Below are 18001 nucleotides of genomic sequence, written 5' to 3' on the forward strand. Positions count from 1 at the left end.
GACAGAATATGAAACTGAGCCTGGCCCCCAACTGGTGGCCGATGAGCCGTCAGCAGCAGCACCAGTGGCTGGAGCGCGTGGCCGAGAGCCCGGCCCAGCGGGTCTACCTGGGGGAAAACGTCTGTATCCTGCGTGACCGGCTCGCCCCCCGCACCCTGCTGGAGGCGGCCCAGGCGCTGCGGGACAGCGGCAAGGAGGTGATCCTCACCAGCCTCAACCTGGTGGCCAGTGAGCGGGAGTTGGCGCTGCTGGAGCGGCTGTGTCAGCAGGGGGAGTTTGCCATTGAGGCCAACGACATGGCGGCGGTGGCCCTGGCCCACCAGCATGGCCTGCCCTTTGTCGCCGGCAGCGGACTGAACCTGTACAACCCGGACAGCCTGGCCTGGATGCTGAGCCTGGGGATGACCGGCTACCAGCCGCCGCTGGAGATGGCCGCCGAAACCCTGGCGGATCTGATGCAGGCCTGTCAGCAGCGGGGGCTACGTGACCAGTTCGAGCTGGAGCTGCTGGGCTACGGCAGTCCCGCTCTGGCGGTGTCCGCCCGCTGCAGCACCGCCCGCGCTGCCGGGCGCAATCGCCAGCGCTGCGACAAGGTGTGCCAACACCACGGAGCCCAGCCGGTGGAAACTCTGGAGGGGCAAGCGATCCTGCGGCTCAATGGCACCCAGGTGCACGGTCATCAGCCTATCGACCTGTTGGGTCAGCTGGACCGGCTAGAGGCTTTGGGAGTGGATTGGTTGCGGGTGGATCTCGGCCCCGAAGGCGATGGCTCCTGGCTGCCGGCCTTGGCTGAGGCCCTGGCCCAGCGCCAGCCTGAATTTACCCCACCGGTCGCGGGTGCACGCCAGTTCTGGCAGCGTCAGGCCGGCGAGGTCGCCCTGTTCGGTGACTAGCACCTAGCACCTAGCACCTAGCACCTAGCACCTAGCACCTAGCAAGGCGAGACTACTGCTGGCGGCGTACCAGCACCAGCACGTACAACAGCCAGATCCCGACAAACAGCAACAGCAGCCAGCCGGTCAGGGCGGGCCACCAGATGGCGGGGCGTTCGGCGCCGAATTGGCCAAAGGCGTAGCGGTCCATCAGCATCAGGTCGCGCTCCGGATCCAGCAGCAACAGCAGGGCGCAGCCCGCCGCCGCCATGGCCGGCAACACCCCCCAGCGCGGTGGTAGCTCGGTGAGGATGGCAAAGCAGTAGATCACCGCACAGATCGGGGTCATCAGGTAGAAGGCGGTCATCGCCTTGCTGTGCAGCGGCCCCACGTTAACCGGGAACAGTCCACAGGCGGCCACACTAAGGGCCAGCAGGACCCCGGAGATGTGCAATGAAACGGTCAGCGGTGCATCGCGACGGATCCAGGCCTGGGAGCTGAAACAGAGCACCAGCGCCAGGCCCCCGAAGAACAGGCCGCCATTGACCAGCACCGCCAGGGTAGAGGTGTCGTAACGCCCCAACTCCGACAGGGTGTGGGTCAGGAAGCTGAACGATTCATCCGCATCCCCCTGGTAGACCCAGGCTGCCAACAGGGAGGGAACCACCAGCATCAGCAGGCCGATCACACCAACCCGGTTCGCCAGTCGAACCAGGATGGGATCGTCGCTTTTCGTCATCACTCGACACTCTCACAAAATAACACCCGGATACTCTATCCCTCCGCCACCAGAAACGCAGCTTTTTCTCCCCAGGATCGGAGCCGGCGCAAACTCGAGTACGGCTGAATCCACCGCCGAAACCATTGAAGTAATTGCACAAATTTAATGGTATTTTGTGACCGGCAGCAAAACAAGGAGCAACACCCGACATGGATCACGGCCAACCCAGCCGACGTCACCAGCAGATCCTCCTCAGTGAGAGTGACGAGCTGATCTCCACCACGGATCTCCGTGGCTACCTCACCTACGCCAACGACGACTTTGTCCGCATCTCCGGCTACAGCGAAGCGGAACTGATTGGCAAGAATCACAACCTGGTGCGCCACCGCAGCATGCCCAGCGCCGCCTTTGCCGAGCTGTGGCAACACCTCAAACGGGCCCAGCCCTGGCGCGGCGTGGTCAAGAACCGCGCCAAGGATGGCCGCTTCTACTGGGTCGATGCCTACGTCACCCCCATCTTCGAACAGGGCCAGGTGGTGGGCTACCAATCAGTGCGGCGCAAGGCCAGCCCGGCGCTTATCCAGCGCGCGGAGCAGCAGTACCGCCAGCTCAGCCAGGGCAAAAAGCCCACCCCGGAACTGTCTCCTGGTCAGCGCCTGGCCGTGGCCATCGCCTTGGCTCTGGCCACGCTGTCGCTGAGCCTGTGGCAGGGGGGCGTGACCGCGGCCCTACCCTGCCTGATACTGCTGGTTCTGTTGGCCGCCCTGTTTCGTCATGAGCTGTGGTCTTTGCCGCGCCAGCTTAAACAACAGATGGCCCAGAGTGACAGCGTCAGTCGTGGTATCTATTGCGGCTCCGGCCTGACCGGCCTGCATGGCTTCCAGCAAGCGCTGACCGAGGCCCGATTGCAGGGGGTGCTGGGACGCAGCGAAGACAGCGGTACCCGACTGCAACACACCGCCGAGCAGTTGGATCGGCTGGTGCAGCAGAGCAACGAGCAGGTGGCCGATCAGCGGCAACGACTGGATCAGATCGCCGCAGCCACCGAGCAGTTGAACGTCAGCATCACCGAGGTAGCCCGGGCGGCCACCGACAACGGCGAGCAGATCAGCCAGGCAGCGCAGCAGTGCCTGCAGGCGGAGCAACAGGTGCGGACCAACCAGGCCAGCATCGCTGCCGTGGCCCAGGCCAGCGCCAGTGCCAGCGACGGCGCCACGGAGCTGCAACAGCAGACCCAGCGGGTGGCCGACACCATGGCGGAGATCGACGCCATCGCCGAGCAAACCAACCTGCTGGCACTCAATGCCGCCATCGAGGCCGCCCGCGCCGGTGAGCAGGGCCGCGGCTTTGCCGTGGTGGCCGATGAGGTACGTGCCCTGTCCGGCCGTACCCAGCAGGCCACCCTGGCGATCCAAAGCTGTGTTGAACAGATGCAACAGGCTCTGCAGCACTGGGTGGAAACCCAGCAGCAGAACCGAGAGCGCGCTGATCTGTGCGCCGAGGCTGCCCAGCACGCGGCCAGCGTGTTAAGTCAGGCCCAGCAGGGGATCAGCGACAGTGCCCAGCGGGTGGCCCAGACCGCTCTGGCCACCGAACAGCAAAGCGCCGCGGCGGCGGAGATCGCCAGCCACCTGGTGCAACTGGAAGGGGTCAGCCAGACCCTGCAACAGCACAGCGAGGGCGTGGCAGAGCAGAGCCAGGCGGTGCAATCCGAGGTGGCCGGACTGTCGCAGCTGCACCGCACCTTCGAGCGTTAGCGCAGCGAACGGACCATCTGACGCTGATACCAGCCAGCAGAGATAAAAAAACGCCGTGCAATTGCACGGCGTTGTTGTCTCAGAGCCAGTCGCTTAACCGCGAACGGTGTAATCCCCCTGACCCACCCATTTGTAGGTGGTCAGTGCCTCCAGCCCCATCGGGCCACGGGCATGCAGCTTCTGGGTGCTCACCGCCACCTCGGCCCCCAGGCCAAACTGGCTGCCGTCGGTGAAGCGGGTGCTGGCATTGACGTACACCGCCGCCGAGTTGATGGCGTTGAGGAAGCGCTCGGCGCTGGCGATGTCATCGGTGAGGATGCCATCGGAGTGCTCACTGGAGTGGTGGCGAATATGGGCGATGGCTGCATCGAGGTCGTCCACCACCTTGACCCCCAGCACCAGGGCCAGCCACTCCTGATCGAAGTCATCGGCACCGGCGGGGATCGCCTCCGGCAGCAACACCAGGGCACGGGGACAGGCACGCAGCTCCACCCCGGCCTCGCGCAGCTGTTGACCCAGCACCGGCAGCACCTGCTCCGCCACGGCCTGATCCACCAGCAGGGTCTCCAGCGCGTTGCAGACGGTGGGACGCTGTACCTTGGCGTTGAGCACCACCTCGTTGACCCGACTCAGATCCGCATGGCGATCGACAAAGAGGTGACATACCCCGATACCGCCAGTGATCACCGGGATCCGTGCCTGCTCACGGCACAAGCGGTGCAGACCGGCGCCGCCGCGGGGGATCAGCATGTCGACGTGGCTGTCCATCTGCATCAGCGCCGTTACCAATGCACGGTCCGGTGAGTCGATCAGCTGGATCGCGCCCTTGGCCAGGCCCTGGCTCTCCAGCGCCTGGTGGATCGCCGCCAGCAGCGCCCGGTTGGAGCGCAGGGTCTCCTTGCCGCCGCGCAGGATGGCGGCGTTGCCGGTCTTCAGCGCCAGCACGGAAACGTCCACGGTGACGTTGGGGCGTGCCTCGTAGATCACCCCCAGTACCCCCAGGGGGATACGGCGGCGGGACAGACGCAGGCCGTTGTCCAGCAGTCGGCTGTCGATCGCCTCACCAACCGGATCCGGCAGGGCGATCACCGTGTCGATGTCGGCCCGGATGGCGTCCAGGCGCTCCGGGGTCAGCAGCAGGCGATCCAGCATTGCTCCCTGCAGCCCGGCTGCTTCCGCAGCGGCCATATCCTCGGCATTGGCCGCCAGGATAGCGTCCTGGTGCTGACCCAGGGCAGTGCTGATGGCACTCAGCAGCGCCTGCTTCTGCGGGGCGCTGAGGCCCAGCAGCTGGTAACTGGCCTCCCGGGCGGCTTCGCCCAGGGCTAGAAGAGGGTTTTGACTCATAACACCACCAAATCGTTTCTGTGGATCACCGCCGGGCCATGGCTGAAGCCCAGGGTGGTTTCGATGTCGCTGGAGTGGATCCCGCGCATCTGTTCAATCTCGCTTGCCCCGTAGCGGGCGATGCCCCGGGCCACCGGCTTGCCGTCAGGATCGGTCAATACCAGGGTGGCACCGCGTAAAAACTGCCCCTCCACCTTGAGGATCCCCTTGGCCAACAGGCTGGAGCCCTGCTGACACAGGGCACGGACCGCGCCGGCATCCAGCTGCAGGCTGCCGTTGGGCGGCGGGCCGGCCAGGATCCAACGCTTGCGGCTGTCCAGGGCCGAGTGCTGGGGCAGGAAGCGGGTTCCCACCGCCTCACCGCGGCACAGACGCTCAATCACGCCGTCGCGGCGGCCTGCGGCCACCACCACCTCCACCCCGGCGCGCACCGCCACATCCGCCGCCTGCAGCTTGGTGGCCATGCCACCGGTGCCCAGGCTGGTGCCGCTGTCACCGGCCAGCGCTCGCAGCGCATCGTCGATCCGCGCTACCTCAGGGATCAGCTTGGCATCAGGGTGCTTGCGGGGATCGGCGTCGTACAGCCCCTCCTGATCGGTCAGCAGCAACAACAAGTCAGCCTGGGCTAGCAGTGCCGCCAGGGCGGACAGGTTGTCGTTGTCCCCCACCTTGATCTCGGCGATGGCCACCGCGTCGTTCTCGTTGATCACCGGGATGATGCGGTTATCCAGCAACGCCTGCAGGGTATCCCGGGCGTTGAGGTAGCGCTCGCGGTCATCCAGATCGGCCCGGGTCAGCAGGATCTGCCCCACGTGCAGGCCATAGAGGTTGAACAGCTGCTCCCAGGCCTGGATCAACTGGCTCTGCCCCACCGCCGCCAGCATCTGCTTACTGGCCAGGGAGTCACTGAGCTCGGGAAACCCCAGGTGTTCGCGACCGGCGGCGATGGCGCCGGAGGTGACCAGCACGATCTCCACCCCGGCCTGGTGCAGCCGGGCCATCTGTCGCACCAGCTCCACCATATGGGCACGGTCCAGCCGGGTGGTGCCACCGGTGAGCACACTGGTGCCCAGCTTCACCACCACCCGCTTGGGGGCTTGTCTTACCATTGGATATTGCTCATTTCTGTCATTTGTTCCAGTAAACCCCATCCAAGCGGTGTTTCTCAAGGTAAAAACACGTCAAAGGGGCCCGGGATCGGCAGATCAACCCAGATTGATATAGGGAGCAGTCGCTTACCCAGGCCGGCAAGTGGATAAAAAAGGCAAAAAAAACGCCGAGGGAGACCCTCGGCGTCGCTACTGCGGTGTGCTTAAGCTTTACAGGTAAGCGAACTTCAGCGTAAACAGGATGGCCAGTACCGCCACCGCCGGGCTGATCTCCTTGGCACGCCCGCTGAGCAGCTTGACCGCGGCGTAGGTGATAAAGCCAATGGCGATGCCGTGGGCGATGGAGAAGGTCAGCGGCATCATGATGGCGGTGATCACCACCGGCGCCGCCTCGGTCAGGTCGTCCCACTCCACATGAATTAGGCCCGACATCATCAGGATGGCCACGTACACCAGCGCGCCGGTGGTAGCGTAGGCCGGCACCATACCCGCCAGCGGCGAGATGAACAGACAGGCCAGGAACAGCAGACCGACCACCACGGCGGTCAGGCCGGTGCGGCCACCGGCGGAAACACCGGCGGTGCTTTCGACGTAGCTGGTGGTGGTGGAGGTGCCCAGCATGGCACCGGCCAGGGTGGCGGAAGAGTCCGCCAGCATCGCCTTGTTGGCGCGGGGCAGACGGCCCTGCTCATCCAGCATGCCACCCCGTTGGGCCACCGCTACCAGGGTGCCGGAGGTGTCGAACAGGTCAACGAACAGGAAGGCAAACACCACCGCCACCATGCTCACCTCCAGTGCGCCCATGATGTCGAGAGCGGCGAAGGTGGGGGCGACGGAGGGCGGTGCAGAGACCAGGCCGGCGTACTGAACGTCGCCAAAGATCAGGCCCAGACCGGTCACCACCAGGATGGAGAGCATCACGGCGCCACGGCTGCCGAAGCTGACCAAAGCGATGATCAGCACGAAGCTCAGGGCCGCCATTACTGAGGAGAAGCTGGTGACATCGCCCAGGCCCACCAGGGTGGCTTGGTTAGCGACGATGATGCCAGCGTTCTTCAGGCCAATCAGCGCCAGGAACAGGCCAATACCGGCGGCGATCCCCAGCCGCAGGGACATGGGAATGGCGTTCATCAGCCACTCCCGCACCCGCAGCACCGACAGCAGCATAAACAGCACGCCGGAGAGGAACACCGCACCCAGGGCGGTTTCCCAGCTGTGCTGCATATCCAGCACCACGGTGTAGGTGAAGAAGGCGTTGAGTCCCATCCCCGGGGCCAGCGCAATGGGGTAGTTGGCCACCAGGCCCATCACCATGCAGCCGACAAAGGCGGCCACACAGGTGGCGACAAAAACGGCACCGTGATCCATGCCGGCATCCGCCAGCATCGCCGGGTTGACGAAGATGATGTACGCCATGGTGAGGAAGGTGGTGGCACCGGCAATCACTTCCTGGCGCACGCTGGAGCGGTTCTCGCTGAGCTGAAACAGCCTGTCAAGCATAATGAGACCTATCGATTGTTCTAATTAGATTTTGAAATACAGAGGGTTTCGATGCACTGCCGAAACCGGCGTGCAATTTGCGGCGGTATTATACGCAATTGCTCAATTGAAGCCAGAAGTGGAAGCAGTTTTGCCGATCCCCTTGGCAAAGTGGCAAAAAAAACGCCGGCATTAAGCCGGCGTAAGGAAGAGAAATGTTCCCCGGGGCACCCAGGCGACAAGCGGTCGTCTAATGGTGGATCCCCAATACAGGTTGATAGCGCAATTTACGACGCGACCTTCATGGCAAACATCCCGCCACTGGTCCAGCTGGAGCAGTACCAGGTGTTGTAGAGGGTCACATCGTAGGAAAACGGATACTTCATAGTTACTCCAACTCATGGGTATGAAAGATGACAAAAATCCGAAGGTGCGGTTCCCTGGCGCAAACTCGGTTCCATGGAGTCATCGATACTCAGTTCCTTGGAGAAACAGCGTCTTCCTGACAAGCACAGTGTCGATAAGGAGTGACCAACCGACGGTCACTAATCTACCAAAAGGTAATTTTATTACAACCCCTAGCCCAGTTTTGGCGCCGATAATGTGATTATGACCCCATAAGCGATAGCGGGCGTCACTGTTTTGTCATTTACTTTCATTGAACAATCAGAGAGCAAGTGTATATAAAACAAGGACTTAACACAGGGCACCCGGACGGGTGCCCTGCTGAGGGGTTAGTGATCCACCAGTTGGGCCAGCAGGGTGGCCACCGGCACCGCGGTCGGTTTGCCGTAGAGGGGATCCCGTTTCTCCACCGCACTGCCGGCGATGTCCAGGTGCAGGTAGGCAATAGGCTTGTCACTGCCGCATTGATGCTCATCCAGGCCCGAGGCCTGCAGCAGGAACGCCATCGGGAACTGGTGGCCCCGGCTGATCGCCACCGACGGGCCGTTGTTGGAGGAGAGCAGATCCTCCGACGGCGAGCGAGGCGCCACCTGGGCAAAATCTTCCCGTCGCAACCGCGACAGCTCAAAGGGCTCACCCCACAGCTCGGAGATCGCCTGCAGTTCACCGCCCAGCGCCTGCTGCCGTGCCACGCCGTTCTCCACCACCGCACTGTAGGGGCCGTAGCTGCGCACCACATGGCCGGTCAGGGTCGCCACCGAGAACATCACCGGATCCGCCACCTGCTCGGCCTGCAGACGCAGATGGGAGAGCAGATCCGCCAGCACCAAACGGCCCTCGGCGTCGGTGTTGCCGATCCGTACCCGGCGACCGGCGTGGCCGGTGATGATCTCATCCGGTACGATCGCCTCTCGGCCCAGGCTGTTACGCACCAGCCCCAGCTCCGCCACCACCCGGATCCCTTTCGGCTGCAGCTGCGCCAGGGTGGCCATCAGGCCGGCCACCGCCGCGGCGCCGCCCTTGTCGCGGCTCATCCCGGCCATGGCGCCACCGATCTTCAGATCGGCCCCGCCGGTATCAAAGGTGACCCCTTTGCCCGCCAGGAACCAGTTGCGGACGATCACGCCCTCGCCCACGTACTCCAATCGCACCACCCGGGGCTCATGCCGGGCCACGCCATAGGAGGCACGGGCCACCCCGGACAACAAGGGGTAGTTCTGCTCCAGGGTTGCACGGTCTTCGATCACTGAGACCTTGACCGGGCCATCCTCAAACAGCTGCTGGCAATACTCGGCAAAGGCCGGCGGCGCCATCTGCTCCGGATCGCCACCACACAGATCCCGGGCAGCGATGCGACCGGACTCCAGCGCATTGGCCCGGGCACTGTCCTCCAGCCCCAGCACTCCCACGGTAATGTCCAGCCCGGCAACGTCAAAGGGACGATAGACCCCCTGGCCCAGGCCCAGCATCGACACCGCCTTCGCCTCGCAGTAGCGCAGCTCCTCGTGGCTCTCATCCACCAGCAGCAAGGGGCGACGGGACCCGGCGGCCACTGCCAGGTTGACCCCCTGCTCCGCCGCCTCGGCAAAGCGACGCACGTCCTCAAAGTCGCCATCCAGGTCGCCGGTAGGGGCCAGCACCAGACGGCCTCCCGCCAGGCCCGGTGCCATCAACAGCTGGGCCACCTTGCCCACCCGCTGATCCACGCTGGCGGCATGGCGCACCAGTTGCGCCACCTCGGGGTAGGCACTCAGCTCAAAGCCATCACTGACCACGATCACCGCATCCCAGCTGGCCTGATCAAACAGCGCCTCGCTGCCAGCAACGCCTTGCCATAAAATCTTGCTCATAGCGACTATTCCTTCAATCTCAGGTAGTTGAACGGGAAAACCTTAGCAGTTTGCGCCACCCCTTGGCGAACCTTTAAACTAGTTTCGACTTTTCCTTCCGGCCAAGCCGGATTTTTGCCTATTTGATCGCAAAAGGAGCGTGCTGTGCAGTCATTGAGCACCCTTGCCCCCCAAGGTCTATGGACCTGGTTCAACACCATCTGCAGTATCCCCCACCCCTCCAAGCATGAACTGGCGCTGCGCGACCACATCCAGCAATGGGCCGATGAGCAGGGCCTGGCCACCCAGCTGGACCAGGTGGGCAACCTGATCATCCGCAAGCCCGCCACGCCGGGTCTGGAGCACCTCAAAGGGGTGATCCTGCAGGCGCACCTGGACATGGTGCCGCAGAAGAACAGCGAGACCGAGCACGACTTCGTCACCGATCCCATCCGCCCCCGCATCGACGGCGACTGGGTGCTGGCCACCGGCACCACCCTGGGTGCCGACAATGGCATCGGCATGGCCTCTGCCCTGGCGGTGCTGGCCGACGAGCGCATCGAGCACGGTCCGCTGGAGGTGTTGCTGACCATCGACGAGGAGGCGGGGATGACCGGCGCCTTCGGCCTGGAGGCGGGACTGCTGAAAGGCGATATCCTGATCAACACCGACTCCGAGGAGGAAGGCGAGGTGTACATGGGCTGTGCCGGCGGCATCGACGTCGAGCTGACCCTGCCGACCCCCCGCTCCCCCATCAAAGCAGGCTTCGAAACCTTTACCCTGGCGCTGACCGGCCTCAAGGGCGGCCACTCCGGGGTGGACATCCATCTGGGTCGGGGTAACGCCAATAAGCTGCTGAGCCGATTCCTGTTTGGTCACGCTGAAGCGCTGGGCCTGCAGCTGATCAGCCTGTCCGGCGGCACCCTGCGCAACGCCATCACCCGCGAGGCCTTTGCCACCGTGGCGATTGACCCGGCGCGTCGTGACCAGCTGGCCGAGCTGATGGCCCACTACCAGAGCCTGCTGAACCAGGAACTGGGTGGCGTTGAGTACCCCATCGAGTTTGCCCTGCAGCCTGCTGAGGGCGCGGCAGACGCCATCAACCCCGAGGCCCAGCGCCAGCTGCTGGCGCTGATCCATGCCGCCCCCAACGGGGTGATCCGCATGTCCGACGCCTTCCCCGGCGTGGTGGAGACCTCGGTCAACATGGGGGTGGTGGAGACCGTCGAAGAGCAAGTGAAGGTGCTGTGCCTGATCCGCTCCACCGTCGACTCCGGCCGCAGCATGGTCGAGAACATGCTGGCTGCGCTGGCGCAACTGGCGGGTGCCCAGTACCAAGCCTCCGGCGCCTACCCGGGTTGGAACCCGGATCCCAGCTCGCCGGTGATGCAGGTGGTACGAGAGACCTACCAGGGGCTGTTCGGCAAACTGCCCAACATCCAGGTGATCCACGCTGGGCTGGAGTGCGGCCTGTTCAAGGAGCCCTACCCGCAGCTGGACATGGTCTCCATCGGCCCCACCATCCAGTTCCCCCACTCGCCGGATGAGAAGGTCAATATCCCCTCGGTGGAGAAGTACTGGCAGCTGCTACTGGCGGTGCTCAAGGCGGTCCCGTCCAAGTAATATCCAACAAGCCGCCCTCGGGCGGCTTTTTTGTGTCGGCCGGAATGGGAGCCAGGCAACGGAGCCTGTGCGATTCATCGCGTATGCTTGGGTCAGAATCCAATTCGAGGTGATAAGCCGATGACCCTGAGAAACACCCTGTCCCAGCGCTGGAGCGCCGCCCGTACCGGCGAACAGCTGGCCAAGCAGTTGCGTCAGGACCCGATGGTGCCCGGCCTGTTCCAGGGGGCCACCAGCCTGGTGCAGTTTGCTGAGATCCTCGCCACCTTGGTGCACACCAGCGAACCGGCGCTGCTGGAGGAGCCGTTGGATGAGCTGCAGATGATGCGGATCCTGGCCTGTGGCTTTCAGGGCGCGGTGCTGAAGGGATTACAGGGAGAGACGCTGAACCAGGCGGAGATGCTGCTGATCAGCCTAAGCCAGCACTATGCCACCAAGCCGCTGGGAGAGAGCGTGGCGCCACTGCAGCAGCAGGTGCTGATGCTGTTCGATAAGTGGAGTGAGGTGCAGCGCGCACAGCGCGCCAGTCAACGCAACATGGGTGGGTAACCTCGTCACTTCCCTTCTGCTAGAGCCCAACCACAAGGGCCATCCCGTTTGGGATGGCCCTTGGTTTTTGTTCTGTCGCCGCTACTCCATGGTATTGAAGTAGATGATGCCGTCGCGCATCACCAGCTGGATGGTCTCGATCGGCTGGTATTCCGGCTCGGCGTCGAACCATTGGTCGGTACCGCCAATCACGCTGATGTCCTCCAGTGGATTGCCCTCTACCAGGATTATGTCGGCGATGGCGTCCACTTCGATCACCCCCAACTTGCCCTTGGCCGGGTTGCGCGGGCCGGACAGGGCCAACATCTCACCAGCCACCGAGGTCATCTGCTTGAGCACCTCGAAGTTGCTGCCAAACTTCTGCGAGCGCCACCAGATCTCGTAGCGGCGCGCCCGCTCAGCGTCTTCTGAGACACCGACGTAGTCCGAGGCAAACACCACCTTCACCTTGTTCTTCATCAGCCGCTCACCGAAGTCGGCGTACTGCTGCCCCAGCGCTTTGACCAGAGGGATCTTGTCTGCCGGCATCAACGGGTTGCGCGCCAAGTCCGGGGAGATCCCCCACATCTGTGGCACCACAAAGCCGCCGGATTTGGCGATCCGCTTCATGGTGTCGTCGTTGATGAAGAAGCCATGCTCAAAGGTCTTGACGCCGCAGTCCAACAGCCGGTTGACCGCCCGGTCATTGAATACGTGGGCCGCCACGTAGGTGCCCCAGTCCGCTGCAGCCTCCACCGCAGCACACACCTCATCCTTGGAGTACTGGGTGGTATCGATGGGGTCAAAGCGGGAGCTGCCACCGCCCCCGGCCATGATCTTGATCTGGGTGGCACCGTTACGCAGGTTAAGGCGCACCGCCTTAAGCACCTCGGGCACCCCGTTGGCCACGTTGCCTATCCCCATCCGTTCGAAGTTGGAGAGATCGCCGTCGCTGTGCTGTGAAAAGCCACCGTCCGCCCGGTCACGGAAATCACCGTGGCCGGAGGTTTGGGAAACGAAACCGCCTGAGGGGTAGAGCCTGGGGCCAATCACATGGCCATCGTCGATGTTGCGTTTGAGGGCAAAGGCGGGGCCGCCCATGTCCCGTACCGAGGTGAAGCCATCGCGGAGGAAGCGCTCCATCACCCGGATAGAGCGGATGTTGATGTCCCCCAGGTCCATGTTCTTCTCAACGGTGTCGAAGTGGGCGTTGATCATCACGTGGGCGTGGCCGTCGATCAGCCCCGGCATAAGGGTGCGGCCCTGGCCATCGATGACGGTGGCGCCGCCGCTGTCGATGCCACCATCGGCGATCTGGCTGATGCGGTCGCCCACCACCAACACCTGCTGGTTCTCCAGCAGCTTATCGTCGGTGCCATTGAACACATTGACGTTGGTAAAGAGGATCCGGCTGGGGGCCTCGGCGGCCATGGCGGCGCTGCTCAGCAGGGCAAGGCAAAACAGCAGGGCCTGATGCACTCCTTTCATCTTGATGCACTCCATTTCGCTGGGGAAGGGGCGTGAGCCCCGGCGAAATCAAGTGTAGTTCAAACCGTTGGGGTCGCTGTGTCGTCCACCATCACCGGCGCGTTGCTCAGCCACAGGCTCTGGTAGGGGGCCAGCTCCAGGGTCTGACGCAGATCGAGGAAGCACTGGCCACCGAGCAGATCGGTCCAGCGGTCGAGCTCAATCAGGTTGAGGCTGGTGAGCGACAGCGACTGGGGCTTGTCGGTGACATTGTGGATGGCAAAGATGCTCTGGCTTCGGTCCGGGCTCTGGCGCCAGAACGCCAGCAGCGCATCCCCCAGCTGCAGGGTGAACTGGGTGGCGTTGGGATGAAAGGCCGGCTGACAGCGACGGATCGCCAGCAACTGCTTCATCGCCTGGAACACCTGGGCGTGGTGACTACTGCCATCGGCCAGCAGGGCCTGCAGACGGGGGTAATCCCATTTGTGGCGGTTAATGGCCCGGTTGTGGTTGGTGTTGGCCACCCGCTCCTGATCATTCTGGGTGGCCAGCAGGGAGTGGATGTAGATGGCCGGGATCCCCTCCATCCCCAGCATGATGGCGTGGGCACAGAGAAAGCGGGCCTGCTGGTGGCTGTCCGGGCCTGCCAGGGTGCCGGCCAGGGCATCGTACAGGCTGATATTGATCTCGTAGGCACTGCGCTGACCATTGGGGCGATCGCGCCAGGAGATGCGGCCACCGAAGCCCTCCATGGTGGTGATCAGCCGGTCGATCTCCGCCTCACTCAATATCCCCTCGGCCGGACGCAGGCCGATGCCGTCGTGGGAGGCGATAAAGTTGAAGTAGGCGGTGCCGTTGCGGGCCGGGGGTAGGGTCATCAGCCAGGTACGCAGATGGCTGCAGTCGCCGGTGACCAGGGTGTTCAGCAGCAGCGGCGGCAGCGAGAAGTTGTAGATGGCGTGAGCCTCGTTGCCGTTGCCAAAGTAGGCCAGGTTCTCCCGGTTGGGGATGTTGGTCTCGGTGATGATGATGGCGTCGGAGCGCTGGTGCTCCACCAGCAGCCGCAGCAGCTGCACCAGGCAGTGGGTCTGGGGCAGATTGATGCAGGGGGTGCCGGGGATCTTCCAGACAAAGGCCACCGCATCAAAGCGAAACACCCGGATCCCTTGCGACAGGTAGTAACGGATGATGCTGACAAACTCCACTAGCACCTCGGGATTGGTGAAGTCCAGGTCCACCTGGTCCGGGCTGAAGGTGCACCAGACGTGGCGCTCGCCATCCAGGGTCTGCACCGGCTGCAGCAAAACGCTGGTGCGGGGCCGCACCACCTGGGACAGGTCGTCGCCGGGGTCGCCCTCGAAGAAGAAGCCCTGGCCCGGATCCTTGCGCTGACGGTAGTTGTCAAACCAGCCGGACCGAGCCGAGCAGTGGTTGATCACCACGTCCGCCATCAGGTCAAACTGGGCGGCGATCTCGCGGATCTGGGGCCAGTCCCCCAGGCTCTGGTTGACCTGGTAGTAGTCGATGACTGAGAAGCCATCGTCGCTGCTGTAGGGGAAGAACGGCAAGATATGCACGCCGCTGAGGCTGTCCGCCAGGTAGTGGCTGAGAAAGTGGTGCAGGTTCTCCAGCGGCAGTCGATCCTCGCTGAGCAGGCTGTCGCCGTAGCTGATGACGTAGGCATCGGCCTGGTCCCAGTGGTTGCTGTAGGGCACCGGCTCCGGGCCACCGGGCACGATGCGCATGGTCTCCACCAGCCGCTGGGCCAGGGCCGCCCCGTCCTGCTCTGGGTAGAGCAGGTTCAGGTGCGCCTCCAGCTTGCGGTACAGCTCTGTCATCCCATGAACTCCTTATGATCCGCCTCCACCGCCGCCACCAGGCGCTCAAACACGTCGGGCATGGCGCTGCAGATTCGATGCCAGCTGGGTACGAAGGGGGTCTCCATCGGGTTATCGAGGAACTGGTTACCCGCCTTGATGATGTTCTCGGCAAACAGCTCCACCGCCGCCTCCTCCTTGTGCACATCGAGATCGAGGCCGTTGATCAGTGCATCGTTGCGGTAGGTCTCGATGAAATCCAGGGCGATGCGATAGTAGGTGGCCTTGATGGTGCGCAGCACACCGGGGTTGAACACCATGCCCTGGGTGGCCAGCTTGCGGAACATCGCCTTGCTGATGTCGATGGACATCCGCGACAGGCCGGCACTGGCGTCCTCCGCTGACAGGTCCTGGTGCTTGTGGTCATAGGCATCGGCGATGTCCACCTGGCACAGCCGGTTGGTGGCGTAGTTGCGTTTCATCTCCGCCAGTACGCCGATCTCCAGCCCCCAGTCACTGGGGATCCGCAGATCCCGCAGCACGTCCAGGCGGAACGAGAACTCGCCGGCCAGGGGGTAGCGGAAGCTGTTGAGGTACTCCAGGTAATCGGAGTCCGGCACCTGCTTTTTCAGTGCCCGGATCAGCGGGGTCACCAGCAGCCGGGTAACCCGGCCATTGAGGGTGCCGTTGGCCAGGCGGGCGTAGAAGCCCTTGCAGAATTCGTAGTTGAAGTTGGGGTTGGCCACCGGGTAGATCAGCCGGGCCAGCAGGCTGCGGTCGTAGGTGAGGATGTCGCAATCGTGCAGTGCCAGCGACTCCACCCGGCCGGTGGCCAGGGCATAACCGAAGCAGTACCAGACATTGCGCCCCTTGCCGGGCTGATCCGGGGCCAGGCCACGTTCCATCAGCTCCGCATCCAGTGCCCGCAGCCGCGGGCCGTCGTTCCACAGCACCCGGTGGTGTTGCGGCAGCTGACTGAAGAAAGAGAGTGCGTGGCGGTATTCATCCTCGCTGGCCCGGTCCAGACCGATGATGATCTGCGACAGGTAGGGCACCGCCTTAAGCTGCTCGACGATGGCGGGCAGTGCCGGGGTGTCCAGCTCGCTGTAGAGCGAGGGCAGCACCAGGCCCAGCGGCCGCACCTGGCTGAAGCGACATAGCTCCGCCTCCATCTCCTCCACCGGGCGGCGGGTGAGGTTGTGCAAGGTGGTGATGATGCCATTTTGATAGTAATCCGCCATCGTCTTCTCCCTAAGTCTCAGCTTGCAGTAATTCCAGTACGGCGTCGGCCCAGCCCTGCGGCCCCGTCGCATCGGTTTTGATTATGGTGTTGTGGCCCGACAGCTCGGGAAACTCGTGCGCCGGCGAGCGCACCAGCACCGCCACATCCGCGGCCTCCAGCATGTCGATGTCGTTGTGGCCATCGCCCAGGGCGATCAGCTGTGGTGTGTTGCCCCAGGCCTGCTGGTACTGCTCGGCCAGCCAGCGCATCGCCTGGCCTTTATCGGTTTTGCCCAACAGGTGGAAGAAGCGGCCGCCCTTGAGCAGACGAAAGCCTTTCTTGTTGGCCTGCTTCTGCAGGTGCAAAAACTTGTGCTCGGTGTCCTGCCAAAGGAAGGGCTCGGAGTACTCCCGCTGACTGGCAGCCTCCGCCTGGGCCTCGGACAAACCGGTGTGCTCGATGATCTGGGCCAGGCTCCAGTCGGCAAACCCCTCGAAGCTGAGCTGCTCCTCTTTACGCACCCGGGCCAGCCAGCGCAGCAGCCGGCTGCGCTCCTCTCCCAGGCAGTGGGCCTGGGCCGGCTGGCCAGAAAGAAAATAGTCCTTGGGGATCAGCACCGCCGAGCCGTTCTCAACGATAAAGGGGTGAGACAACCCCAGCTGTTTGGCCAGCGCTTCGGTCTCCGCCCGGGTTTTGCTGGTGTTGAAGATCACCGGTACCCCCAGCGCCTGGCACTGGGCCAGGGCTGGGCGGGCAGCATCCACGCTGTAGCTGTGATGATCCAGTAGGGTCCCGTCCAGATCGGTGACGATCAATCGGGGGGTGGCACCATGGGTCATGGGGGCATGCTTCCTTTGCGTCATGTGGGGATAAGAGCAAAGTCTAAGCCAATCTGAGGGGGCCGCGAATGGGGCTTTGGCAGGGGGTCGGTGGCGATTGCACCAAAAGGCTGCACCCCGGCGGCGCAGCCATGCACTAGTTCGGTGCAGATTACAGCGACAGGGAGAGGATCAGGCGATCCTTGTGCTGTATGCCCTGCTCGAAGATGGGTTCGGGGTAGTGGTCGAGGAAATGATCGCGCTCCAGCGCCGTGACCCGAAAGCCCTGGCGCTGGTAAAATGCTAACTGGTAACCAAAGGTGCCGGTGCCGAGAAACAGCACCTTTGCCCCGGCGTCCCGGGCCTGGGCAATGGCAAAACGCAGCAGTTCGCTGCCCACACCCTGGCCCTGGGTATCAGGCAAAGTGGCGATGTTCATCAGCTCCCAGCGGCCATCGGCCTGCGGCCGCAATAAACAGGCGGCCACCACCCTGCCCGCTTGCTGCGCAACGTAGGCCTGGCAGTCGAGCTGGTAACGAGCCACCGCCTGCTCATCCGGGTCCGCCTCCAGCAGCAGCTCAAGTGGGACTTGCTCGGCAGCGCAGGCACAAAGGCTTAAGGGATCAGTCATCTACAGGGTCTCTTGGCTTTCTACACTGTTCAGGGCGGGCGCATTATAGTCGTCCGAGGCCAACACCGACAGCGCCAGGGACGGCGCACAGGAGCGAGCATGCCAAGACGAACCACCCAGACCCCGAAGCGCACCCATCAGACTCTGAAGAACATGAGCTACGAGAGCATGGTGATCAGCTGGCTGATGTACGACGGCTGGCAGGTGTTCTCGCCGGTATAAGTACCGTTTCACAGGGAAAATGCTCGGTTCAGAGCGCATGGGGGCGGCAAAGACAAGGCGCAGCCACGAAGGAATAGTGGGCCTCTTTCAAGTGGCTGCAACGCAGCATTTGTTGTCCCCATGCACTCCCGAAGGGCTGAACTCTACGGCACCT

Annotated in this window: 15 protein-coding genes; 5 read left to right on the top strand and 10 right to left on the bottom strand. The window is 63.5% G+C overall.

What is annotated here, in order from left to right; all coding sequences use genetic code 11:
• The first annotated feature begins 8 nt into the window (after window positions 1–8).
• Window positions 9–893: a U32 family peptidase gene (locus tag BUC04_RS17855; RefSeq protein ID WP_067660543.1), complete on the top strand. Its 885-nt coding sequence runs from the start codon at window positions 9–11 to the stop codon at window positions 891–893.
• Between the two features lie 52 nt (window positions 894–945).
• Here BUC04_RS17855 and BUC04_RS17860 read toward each other — a convergent pair whose 3' ends face one another.
• Entirely contained in the window at window positions 946–1611 is a 666-nt protein-coding gene (locus BUC04_RS17860) for a hypothetical protein (protein WP_067660541.1), read from the bottom strand.
• A gap of 191 nt (window positions 1612–1802) precedes the next feature.
• Between BUC04_RS17860 and BUC04_RS17865 the strand changes: the two genes are divergently transcribed.
• On the top strand, window positions 1803–3350 hold the full coding sequence (locus BUC04_RS17865) for a methyl-accepting chemotaxis protein (RefSeq protein ID WP_067660540.1): 1548 nt from the start codon (window positions 1803–1805) through the stop codon (window positions 3348–3350).
• 93 nt (window positions 3351–3443) lie between these two features.
• Here the strand turns inward: BUC04_RS17865 and BUC04_RS17870 are convergent, their stop codons facing one another.
• The 4 genes from BUC04_RS17870 to BUC04_RS17885 form a co-directional block, all read right to left on the bottom strand.
• Window positions 3444–4697 carry a glutamate-5-semialdehyde dehydrogenase gene (locus tag BUC04_RS17870; RefSeq protein WP_067660538.1) on the bottom strand — a complete coding sequence of 418 codons (1254 nt, stop codon included), beginning with the start codon at window positions 4695–4697 and terminating at the stop codon, window positions 3444–3446.
• The gene (gene proB, locus BUC04_RS17875; RefSeq protein ID WP_067660535.1) at window positions 4694–5806 is read right to left on the bottom strand and encodes a glutamate 5-kinase; all 1113 of its coding nucleotides are present in this window, start codon (window positions 5804–5806) and stop codon (window positions 4694–4696) included. The genes BUC04_RS17870 and proB overlap by 4 nt, the downstream gene beginning before the upstream one ends.
• Before the next feature lie 210 nt (window positions 5807–6016).
• Entirely contained in the window at window positions 6017–7306 is a 1290-nt protein-coding gene (locus BUC04_RS17880) for an NCS2 family permease (protein WP_067660533.1), read from the bottom strand.
• Window positions 7307–8019: 713 nt separating this feature from the next.
• Complete coding sequence (locus BUC04_RS17885; RefSeq protein ID WP_067660531.1) at window positions 8020–9540, bottom strand: M17 family metallopeptidase; 1521 nt, start codon at window positions 9538–9540, stop codon at window positions 8020–8022.
• Between the two features lie 144 nt (window positions 9541–9684).
• On the opposite strand from BUC04_RS17885, the gene BUC04_RS17890 reads away from it, so the two are divergent.
• The gene (locus tag BUC04_RS17890; RefSeq protein WP_067660529.1) at window positions 9685–11142 is read left to right on the top strand and encodes an aminoacyl-histidine dipeptidase; all 1458 of its coding nucleotides are present in this window, start codon (window positions 9685–9687) and stop codon (window positions 11140–11142) included.
• A gap of 120 nt (window positions 11143–11262) precedes the next feature.
• On the top strand, window positions 11263–11691 hold the full coding sequence (locus BUC04_RS17895) for a hypothetical protein (RefSeq protein WP_067660526.1): 429 nt from the start codon (window positions 11263–11265) through the stop codon (window positions 11689–11691).
• An 81-nt stretch (window positions 11692–11772) separates the two neighbouring features.
• Here BUC04_RS17895 and BUC04_RS17900 read toward each other — a convergent pair whose 3' ends face one another.
• The 5 genes from BUC04_RS17900 to BUC04_RS17920 form a co-directional block, all read right to left on the bottom strand.
• A complete protein-coding gene (locus BUC04_RS17900) occupies window positions 11773–13158 on the bottom strand; it encodes a metal-dependent hydrolase family protein (RefSeq protein WP_067660523.1) in 1386 nt (461 codons plus the stop codon).
• A gap of 59 nt (window positions 13159–13217) precedes the next feature.
• Window positions 13218–14975: a sugar phosphorylase gene (locus tag BUC04_RS17905; RefSeq protein ID WP_067660520.1), complete on the bottom strand. Its 1758-nt coding sequence runs from the start codon at window positions 14973–14975 to the stop codon at window positions 13218–13220.
• Entirely contained in the window at window positions 14972–16195 is a 1224-nt protein-coding gene (locus BUC04_RS17910) for a glycosyltransferase family protein (RefSeq protein ID WP_067660517.1), read from the bottom strand. Before BUC04_RS17910 ends, BUC04_RS17905 begins: the two co-directional genes overlap by 4 nt.
• 10 nt (window positions 16196–16205) lie before the next feature.
• A complete protein-coding gene (locus tag BUC04_RS17915) occupies window positions 16206–17015 on the bottom strand; it encodes an HAD-IIB family hydrolase (RefSeq protein WP_067660514.1) in 810 nt (269 codons plus the stop codon).
• A gap of 151 nt (window positions 17016–17166) precedes the next feature.
• Window positions 17167–17625, bottom strand: a complete 459-nt coding sequence (locus tag BUC04_RS17920) for a GNAT family N-acetyltransferase (RefSeq protein WP_067660511.1) — start codon at window positions 17623–17625, stop codon at window positions 17167–17169.
• A gap of 99 nt (window positions 17626–17724) precedes the next feature.
• Here BUC04_RS17920 and BUC04_RS24220 point away from each other — a divergent pair, with 99 nt between their 5' ends.
• Window positions 17725–17847, top strand: a complete 123-nt coding sequence (locus BUC04_RS24220; RefSeq protein WP_268762546.1) for a hypothetical protein — start codon at window positions 17725–17727, stop codon at window positions 17845–17847.
• Window positions 17848–18001 lie beyond the last annotated feature (154 nt).

It is taken from the genome of Ferrimonas marina (assembly GCF_900129905.1).
Lineage (GTDB): Bacteria > Pseudomonadota > Gammaproteobacteria > Enterobacterales > Shewanellaceae > Ferrimonas > Ferrimonas marina.

What these genes read in the sequence shown, in the direction of transcription:
- BUC04_RS17855 (WP_067660543.1), top strand. Translation starts at nt 9, where the DNA reads ATGAAACTGAGCCTGGCCCCCAACTGGTGGCCGATGAGCCGTCAGCAG.
- BUC04_RS17860 (WP_067660541.1), bottom strand. Translation starts at nt 1,611, where the DNA reads ATGACGAAAAGCGACGATCCCATCCTGGTTCGACTGGCGAACCGGGTT.
- BUC04_RS17865 (WP_067660540.1), top strand. Translation starts at nt 1,803, where the DNA reads ATGGATCACGGCCAACCCAGCCGACGTCACCAGCAGATCCTCCTCAGT.
- BUC04_RS17870 (WP_067660538.1), bottom strand. Translation starts at nt 4,697, where the DNA reads ATGAGTCAAAACCCTCTTCTAGCCCTGGGCGAAGCCGCCCGGGAGGCC.
- proB (WP_067660535.1), bottom strand. Translation starts at nt 5,806, where the DNA reads ATGGTAAGACAAGCCCCCAAGCGGGTGGTGGTGAAGCTGGGCACCAGT.
- BUC04_RS17880 (WP_067660533.1), bottom strand. Translation starts at nt 7,306, where the DNA reads ATGCTTGACAGGCTGTTTCAGCTCAGCGAGAACCGCTCCAGCGTGCGC.
- BUC04_RS17885 (WP_067660531.1), bottom strand. Translation starts at nt 9,540, where the DNA reads ATGAGCAAGATTTTATGGCAAGGCGTTGCTGGCAGCGAGGCGCTGTTT.
- BUC04_RS17895 (WP_067660526.1), top strand. Translation starts at nt 11,263, where the DNA reads ATGACCCTGAGAAACACCCTGTCCCAGCGCTGGAGCGCCGCCCGTACC.
- BUC04_RS17900 (WP_067660523.1), bottom strand. Translation starts at nt 13,158, where the DNA reads ATGAAAGGAGTGCATCAGGCCCTGCTGTTTTGCCTTGCCCTGCTGAGC.
- BUC04_RS17905 (WP_067660520.1), bottom strand. Translation starts at nt 14,975, where the DNA reads ATGACAGAGCTGTACCGCAAGCTGGAGGCGCACCTGAACCTGCTCTAC.
- BUC04_RS17910 (WP_067660517.1), bottom strand. Translation starts at nt 16,195, where the DNA reads ATGGCGGATTACTATCAAAATGGCATCATCACCACCTTGCACAACCTC.
- BUC04_RS17915 (WP_067660514.1), bottom strand. Translation starts at nt 17,015, where the DNA reads ATGACCCATGGTGCCACCCCCCGATTGATCGTCACCGATCTGGACGGG.
- BUC04_RS17920 (WP_067660511.1), bottom strand. Translation starts at nt 17,625, where the DNA reads ATGACTGATCCCTTAAGCCTTTGTGCCTGCGCTGCCGAGCAAGTCCCA.
- BUC04_RS24220 (WP_268762546.1), top strand. Translation starts at nt 17,725, where the DNA reads ATGCCAAGACGAACCACCCAGACCCCGAAGCGCACCCATCAGACTCTG.